Annotated in this window: 1 protein-coding gene; it reads left to right on the top strand. The window is 68.2% G+C overall.

Features of this window, described 5'->3' with window-relative positions; translation table 11 throughout:
- Positions 1-110: 110 nt before the first annotated feature.
- Positions 111-1,517, top strand: coding sequence for an IS4 family transposase (locus tag N5079_RS34940; RefSeq protein WP_261588511.1), 1,407 nt, complete (start codon positions 111-113; stop codon positions 1,515-1,517).
- The last annotated feature ends 17 nt before the right edge of the window (positions 1,518-1,534 follow it).

Raw genomic sequence — 1,534 nt, 5'->3', positions numbered from 1 at the left:
CAACGCCGTTGCGTTTGGCTGATCGGCCGTCCGTCAAGCCCTGATGACGAAGCAACGGGACTTCTGATAGATCATCTTGCGACCAAGCCAGAAGATCATCAGGAGTCCCGTTGCGGGAGAAGTCTGTCATTCATCGCACGATCGAGGTAGCCCCCGGCGTCCACGCGCCGGGCCATCTCGGCGAGCTCACCCAGGTCGTCGACTTTCAGCTGGTGGACGCGGTACTGGAGGAGACCGGGACACGCGAGCGCAGGCTACGGCTGCTGCCCTCGCGGGTGGTGGTGTACTTCGTCCTGGCGCTGGCGTTGTTCGAGCACTGCTCCTACCGGGCGGTCTGGGGCAAGCTCACCGCCGCTTTGGCAAGCTTGCCCCTCCTTCAGCCAAGCCTGTCATCGCTGTCACGGGCCCGGCGCCGGATCGGCGTCGCGCCGCTGCGCCGGCTCTTTGAGATTCTGGCCGGGCCGGTCGCCGGGCAGGCTGTGCCGGGCGTGTTCTATCGGGGCCTGCGCGTCGTGGCCATCGACGGCACCCACCTGCACGTCCCCGACCACGAAGCGGTCACCTGGCGCTACCCCAAACGCGGGGGCGACCAAATGGAGTACGGGTACCCGCTGCTGCGCCTGCTGGTCATCATCGAATGCGGCACCCGCGCGCTGCTGGCGGCCGCCTTCGGTCCCGACGACGACGGCGAGACCACCTACGCGCGCACGCTGCTGGGCGCACTGAACGCCCGCATGCTCATGCTGGCCGACGCCGGCTTCGACGCCGCCGGCTTCCTGCACGACCTGGCGGCCACCGGGGCGCAGTTCCTGGTGCGCTCCTCGGCCCGTCGCTGCCCGGTCATCGAGCGCCGCCTGCCCGACGGCTCCTACCTGGCCCAGATCGGGTACGGCGTCCTGCCCGTCTTACTCCCGGTCCGCATCATCGAAGCCCGCGTTACCGTCACCCTCGCCGACGGCACCAGCCGCAGCCAGCAGTGGCGGCTGATCACCAGCCTGCTCAACCACACCCGCCACCCCGCCCGCGAACTGGTGGACCTCTACCACCAGCGCTGGCAGGCCGAGACCACCTACCTATCCCTCAAAGCGACCATGCTGGACGGCCGCGTACTGCGCTCACGCACCATCTGCGGAATCGAGCAGGAGGTCTACGCCCTGCTGACCGCCTACCAGGCGCTGATCCACGCCGCCGCCGACACCGCGCTCACCCGCCCGGGCCTGGACATGGACCAGATCAGCTTCACCGTCTTACTGCAGGCGGCCCGCGACACGGTGACCACCGCCACCCAGATCTTCCCAGCCCGGCCGGTCGATCTGATCGGCGCGATCGGCCAGGCCGTCCTGAACGCGCTCCTACCCGCCCGGCGCAGACCCCGGATCAAAGCCCGCACCCGAAAGAACCCGACCAGCAAATACCGCCCCAACGCCGGACAGCACCCCACAACCACGCAAACCTACAGCTTCCACACCCACATCACGATCTTCGAGAAGGGACTTGCCTCCCGCCCGCGATGCTAAACGCAACGGCGTTGTGG

Origin of the sequence: Planotetraspora sp. A-T 1434 (assembly GCF_025420585.1) — a bacterium.
In the GTDB taxonomy this organism is placed as follows: Bacteria; Actinomycetota; Actinomycetes; order Streptosporangiales; family Streptosporangiaceae; genus JAOEGB01.
Note: the sequence above shows the minus strand (reverse complement) of the source record. Positions and strands in the feature narration are given on the sequence as shown.